General features: G+C 59.8%; 5 protein-coding genes. All 5 read right to left on the bottom strand.

The features are described 5' to 3' along the window. Positions 1–278: 278 nt before the first annotated feature. The 5 genes from ACTHL0_RS20845 to ACTHL0_RS20825 all read right to left on the bottom strand — a co-directional run bounded on the left by ACTHL0_RS20845 (position 279) and on the right by ACTHL0_RS20825 (position 5,231). Positions 279–1,532 (bottom strand): glycosyltransferase family 87 protein, encoded by a 1,254-nt coding sequence (locus tag ACTHL0_RS20845; RefSeq protein ID WP_440568786.1) that lies wholly within the window; start codon positions 1,530–1,532, stop codon positions 279–281. Then, the gene (locus ACTHL0_RS20840; protein ID WP_440568784.1) at positions 1,529–1,966 is read right to left on the bottom strand and encodes a GtrA family protein; all 438 of its coding nucleotides are present in this window, start codon (positions 1,964–1,966) and stop codon (positions 1,529–1,531) included. The genes ACTHL0_RS20845 and ACTHL0_RS20840 overlap by 4 nt, the downstream gene beginning before the upstream one ends. Before the next feature lie 116 nt (positions 1,967–2,082). Beyond that, positions 2,083–2,817: a class I SAM-dependent methyltransferase gene (locus ACTHL0_RS20835; protein WP_440568782.1), complete on the bottom strand. Its 735-nt coding sequence runs from the start codon at positions 2,815–2,817 to the stop codon at positions 2,083–2,085. 22 nt (positions 2,818–2,839) lie between these two features. Then, positions 2,840–3,898 carry a glycosyltransferase family 2 protein gene (locus ACTHL0_RS20830; protein ID WP_440568781.1) on the bottom strand — a complete coding sequence of 353 codons (1,059 nt, stop codon included), beginning with the start codon at positions 3,896–3,898 and terminating at the stop codon, positions 2,840–2,842. 1 nt (position 3,899) lies between these two features. Next, positions 3,900–5,231 carry a glycosyltransferase family 87 protein gene (locus ACTHL0_RS20825; RefSeq protein WP_440568780.1) on the bottom strand — a complete coding sequence of 444 codons (1,332 nt, stop codon included), beginning with the start codon at positions 5,229–5,231 and terminating at the stop codon, positions 3,900–3,902. Positions 5,232–6,000 lie beyond the last annotated feature (769 nt).

Here is a 6,000-nt window from a genome sequence, read left to right as displayed (position 1 = left end):
TTGACGCTAAAGCGTTTCGTACCCCTTGGCATAGCGCTTGCATAAAAAGTTACCCGCAGGCAGTGCATAACAGCCATGAGAGCAAAGCACGCGAGGGCCGACACGAAATGGCGCACGGCGTTGCCTGCAGGAGCTCCTTCGCCTTCGCTGCCGCTCGCATGATGCGACGGCAGCGAAGCGCCGAAGTGCATTGCCGATGTGTCCACCTGCACGGGGCCAAACACCGCTGGTATCGAGCCGACCGCCGCGTGCTGCCAGCGGGCACAGCTAAACGACGTTCAAAAATGCGCAGCACGCCCGGATAAATCGGATAACTTGGATCGGCCGTGTTCGGCGGTTTGCCCGGCCGGGTGCCGATTCCGATGCCGAAAAACAATCAGGCAAAGGAGCAACACGAGAACCGCCGGCGTCCAATGCCCCAACCCTTCGATCATTGTGGCCGCGACGGACTGCAAAGGCATCGCCCATGCAGCGACGAGCAGGAGCCATTCGAAGGCGCGCCCGGCATGCCGATAGAGATCGACCGCAATGAAAGCAATGGGAATCGCGAGCCAGGCAAGATCGTAGTACAGCAGATAGGGCTGAACGAGTAGCGTGCAGCAACCCAATGCCGCGGCTTTCAGTTCGTCTCTCGCCGTGCCCCTCCATAGCCATGCCATCACGGCGCAAGCGGGGACCGCAACCGCTGCCTGTAGCCCATACGCCCATTGAGCCGATGCGCCCGCTCTTCGTGCTGCGGCATAAACCGTCGGCATACCGCGCCATATCTCAGGGTTATGTTCGATCCAGGTATGTCTGAACCAGGAGACGGTATGGACCCACGCCGGCAGCATGTCGACGCCAAGCATCAGCGCACTCACGCTCCACAATAGGAATGAGCATATCGCTGCCGATACCAAGCAACGCCACTGCCGCGAGCAGATCAACGCCAGCGGAAAAATCAATCCCAGCTGAGGCTTCACGCTAAGCAGACCGATAAAGATGCCGGCCAATATCGGCCGCGTCGGTAACAGTGCGAGAGCAGCCGCGGCCGCAGCCGCCGTCAGAAGGGAGTTCTGCCCGTAACAGAGCGCAAGCCACAACCCGGGGAATGCAGCCACAGGAACGAGCGCCAGCGGTCCAATAGGGCGCACGATCCCCCACATGGAGCGAAGGTAGGCAGCGATCCCAACGCAGCTGAACGCGGTCAGCGCCACGTTCAAAGGCATCATCCCAAGAGGCAAGAGAAAAATGAGAAACGCGGGCGGATATAACCAAGGCCCACTCGTGCCCGCGAACAGTTTGCCCGATCGGACCGTTTGCTCGACGGCCATCATCAGATCTTGATTGAAGACGGCTGCCGGGCTGTGCGTGAGCGCCACGACCGCCGCACTCCAGTACACGGAAAAGTCGATCCCGAATCCCGCCTGCGGCGGCCCCGATTGTGTGAAGGTGCCCCACGCCAGACTGAATGCGAAGCTGAGCTCAATGGCGAGAACAACGCTCGAGCACAATGCAACCCGGAATAGCCAACGCCGATCGAGTTGTCTCATGGTTTTCCTTCACCGGGCGCAACGAGTCTTTGGCAGCCGCTTCGGCGCTTAGACGCTTGAACGCTTCGGCCGCAAGACAGTGCGCGGTTCCTGGGGAATACGAAATACCGCGCCCCGACATACGCGACCGCGGTGTAGGTCAGCATTCCATCGATCTGCACGAACAGGCTGCCTTGACCCAGCAGCTGTTCTACCCGTATCACCACGAGCAGGTTCATACCGTAGGCCACGCCTGTTGCAAGTAAATAACGCAGCAACGCGAACCCCACAGCGCCCTGGTGATAAAATGTCCACTTCCGGTTGAGCGCAAAGCTCCATAAGAATGCAACCGAATAGCCGGCGGCATTTGCTATGACATTGCCGAGGCCAAAGCCGCGCAACGCAATCCAGATCACGGCAAAGCCGACTGCCGTGTTTGAAAAGCCGACTACCAAGTATCGGATCGACGAATGAGCGAACGGCCTCATGAGCCTCTCGGCAAGACGAGTCGGTTCGGGGCTCGATGCACGATTCGAAGCCCGCTCCGCCGAGCCTTTCTGGCCAGGCATCACTAATCGGACTTCAACACGGCGAGCAACGAAACACCAAAAGGCAGCCCGTGACGCGCCAGCCATGACGACTCGCGTTTGAAAATGCCGTACAGCATGGCATTCAACGGCTCTGCCGGCACCGCATCTCCGCTCGATCGGCCGCGCCGAAGCAGCCGATCACACAATCGGACCGCCACCGCGAGCGGAAAGAGCAGCGTGTTGAAATAGGTGACGCGTTCGATGCGGTAACCCGCTGTCTGTGCACATCGTGTCAATGAGGCGCGATCGTAGCGGCGATGATGGTGAAGAAACTCGTCGTGTGCGCTCCACAGCCATTGATACGCCGGCACCGTCACCAGAATCGATCCGCCCGGCGCCAGCAGCGCGTGCATGCGCCGGAGCGTGCAGACGTCCTCTGCGATGTGTTCCAGACAGTCGAGGAAGCAAATCAGATCGAAGGCACCGTCTTGGAACGGAACGTCGTCGGGGCAGCGTCCGCGACGAATGTCGAAGCGGCCAGCAGTCCGCTCGATGCTCATTGCAACCGCATTCGCATCCATCTCCAATCCGCTCACACTGCCGAATCGAGCCAGTATGTCCAGGTTTCCGCCCGTGCCGGAGCCCACCTCGAGCACACGCGTGTCAGGCGCCAGGGCGAGCTGACGAAGGATTGAACAAACGACGTCGCGCCGGCCACGGAACCACCAGTGTTCGTGCTCCGTCTCCGCCATTTCCAGATAGGCTTCAGGTGACATGGCAAATCTCTCCCAGGCTATTTCAACGACCCATCCGCGCGTCGGCCATCGCGCGCCTGCGCGGGGCGTGCAGCGCCGTTACGTTGCGCGTGGCGCCCTCGCTGCGCCGCAGGGGTACCACGCTTGTGTTGTTGTTCACTTGATAGCGACGCCGCACGATGTAAATCGGGCGTTCTTTCGTCTCGTCATAGATGCGGCCGACATACTCGCCCACCATGCCGATGCCGATGAGTTCGATCCCGCCCAGGAAAAGCACGATCGAAAGCAGCGAAGCGTATCCGGGCACCGGATTGCCGAATAGAAGCGTGCGCCCGATGATCGCCCCGCCATAGCAAAACGCGAGCGCCGCCATCGCAAGCCCGATATACGTCCAGCTGCGCAGCGGTACCGTGCTGAAGCTGGTGATCCCTTCAAGCGCGAAATTCCAGAGCCGCCATCCCGAGAACTTCGACTTCCCGGCTGTGCGCGGCTCGCGCTGATATTCAACGATGACCGTCCGGAAGCCGACCCATGCGAAGAGCCCCTTCATAAAGCGGTGCCGTTCCGGCAGACTTCGCAAAGCATTGACGACCGAGCGGTCCATCAAGCGAAAATCACCGACATTTTCAGGCAGCTTGACTTCGGACAGCGCGTTATGGACGCGATAGTAAAGTGCCGCTGTCGTTCGTTTCAGAAACGTATCGCAAGCCCGGTCGCTTCTTTTTGCAGCGACAACCTCGGCTCCTTTCAGCCAATGTTCGATCATGACCGGAATGAGACCGGGCGGGTCCTGCAGGTCGGCATCGATGGGAATCACCGCATCGCCCGAGGCTTCCTCGATACCGGCTGTCAGCGCGGCTTCCTTGCCGAAATTACGCGAGAAATCCAGCACCCGCACGCGCGTATCCGTCGTCGCCACGTGCACCAGTTTATCGAGTGTGCCGTCGGTGCTGCCGTCATTGATGCAGACGATCTCAAATCGTATCGATTCGATCGCCTCGAGCAACGGCACGATCTTGCCAAAGAATCCGTCAACGCCTTCGACCTCGTTATAAAAAGGCACGACGAGCGAAATCAATGGTTTGCCGATCGGTGCGTCCATGTTAGCCCCCGTTATTCACACTTTCCCGCTGCATCGATACCGTAGGGGCCGTCACGCACACCCGTTTCGCAGCGATCACATTGTCGGCACGTGAAAACGTGCCCTCAGCCGTTGCACGCATCCGCCGGGGTATGACCAGCAACGCGGCCAGCAACACAATCGGGCCGAGCTGCGGCAGGTCCAAATACGGATTGAAGTATTCATACAGCGGCAGCAGCCACGCCAATGCGAGGATCTCCTGCTCCCCCCGCAGCCATCCTTCCTTGAACCCGAGCGATAGCAGGCAAGCCATCGCGATCCCGAGCCAGGTCAACTCGTAGTGCCATACGTAAGGATTGGCGATCAGCGTCGAAATAGCCAAAACCGAACAGCGCAGCCGCGTATCGCCCGTTCTCCTCCAGACTTGACATGCGGCCGCTATGGCGGCGAACGCCACCCACGCCTGCGCGCACTCCGCAAGCGTGAGTCCGACGCCGTTGATGCGCAGCGCAGCGAGGGTCGTTGGCGAGGCGCGCCAGAAGTGGAACGCATGCTGGATGATCACGCTGCGCACGAACTCCGCGTTGAGCAGGAATAGGTGCACCGTCTCTGTGCCACCCGCCAGCACGCCAAGCGCAGTAATCGACAATGCAGTGACCGCGGCAACCACAAAAGTACGCCACGCCCCTGCAGCGATCAAAACAAACGGAAAAACGATAGCCATCTGCGGCTTAATGGCGAGCAAGCCGATGCAGAACCCGGCGAGCACGGGTTTTCGATTGACCCAGTGCACCGCCAGCCCGGCAAACGTCGCGGTAAGCAATGAGTTCTGCCCCGCGGCAGCGGCGACGAACACGCTCGGGGCAACCGCCACGAACAGTGCAGCCAGGCGCGGTTGTCCGATCGCCTGACCGAGCCCTGAAACACGCAACGTTGCACGCGTGAACAGCAGGACACTGATGCCGACGAACAGGAGGTATGAGACGGCGAGCGGAAGCAATGCAAACGGGGCAACGACGAACAGAAACGCGGGCGGATAAAGCCAGGGCAGAAAGTTGCCCGATTGGAAGCTGGGCAAGAGCATCGCTTCGGCTTTGGCGAACACGAGGTGGCTATACACTTGCCATGGCGAACCGTGGAGCACGACATGGGACGCCACCCAGAAAACCGCGAAGTCGATACCCGGAGGAGAGATATCCGATCGGCTGAAACCGTCTGTGGTCCACGCCCAGACGCCCATCACAATCGCGTAGATCACGATCAAGGTGCTGCTATAAAGCAGCAACCGGCTCGGCGTCAGCCAACCGTGCACGCAGCGGCTCGCGCCGCGCTTCCCCCGACTCAAATGGTCCATGTGCTTCACCTTATGCGGCCATCACCCGACATGCGGTGGGCCAGTCCTTATTGATTTTGTTCTTGCTTGTATCGCGTGATTTTTTTCCCTCGATAACTAGGACGAATCACCTGGCTCATTGTTGGCAGAATCCAATCGAGCTTTCAAGGGCGTTTTCCCCTTGAAGAGACGATGCATGCTCCCGCTACGTTCGGTAACGCACGCAAGCCGCCCCGCGTGAGAATTGATGCCTCGTAGAGGCGCGTTTCAACATCGATACACTTCTGTCAATCCCACCCGGGGCCGGACTGCTGTCTGGCCGAAAGCCTTGTGGGCCTTCGAATTCCGACTCCCTGAGCCGCCTCAATCGAGCCTGCACGAAAACAATTCGCCATCCACGGGCGGCACAACGCATTGCGCCATAACCTCGAAATCCCCTCGAGGTTGTCGCACGCCTGAGACAGTCAATCCACAAATCGTACGAAGCAAAGCGGCAGCCGTTGCGGAAACCCTTGCAAATCATAGGCTTTGGGGGCGTTGGTCCAGACCTTGCCTTGGTAGCCGCGCAGTCGACGACGTAACGACCCAGTGATTCGGACCACCCGACATAGATCGAGCCGAAGAACCACAAATGGGCGTTACTCGCGGGGGGGATCCTTCCCGTTCCCGCCACCCTTCTGGATGGCGGGAACGAGGCAGGAACCAAGGCGAAGCGCCGACTGACAAGTTGGCATCGGGTTTAACCGGATGCCGGAGAACAGCGCTGAACACCCGGGGGGGATCAGCATGA

This window comes from Trinickia sp. (assembly GCF_051961175.1).
GTDB lineage: Bacteria > Pseudomonadota > Gammaproteobacteria > Burkholderiales > Burkholderiaceae > Trinickia.
This window is presented reverse-complemented; position numbering and strand designations above follow the sequence as displayed.

Coding starts and splice junctions, on each gene's coding strand:
- ACTHL0_RS20845 (WP_440568786.1), bottom strand. CDS start 1,532: ATGAGACAACTCGATCGGCGTTGGCTATTCCGGGTTGCATTGTGCTCG.
- ACTHL0_RS20835 (WP_440568782.1), bottom strand. CDS start 2,817: ATGTCACCTGAAGCCTATCTGGAAATGGCGGAGACGGAGCACGAACAC.
- ACTHL0_RS20830 (WP_440568781.1), bottom strand. CDS start 3,898: ATGGACGCACCGATCGGCAAACCATTGATTTCGCTCGTCGTGCCTTTT.
- ACTHL0_RS20825 (WP_440568780.1), bottom strand. CDS start 5,231: ATGGACCATTTGAGTCGGGGGAAGCGCGGCGCGAGCCGCTGCGTGCAC.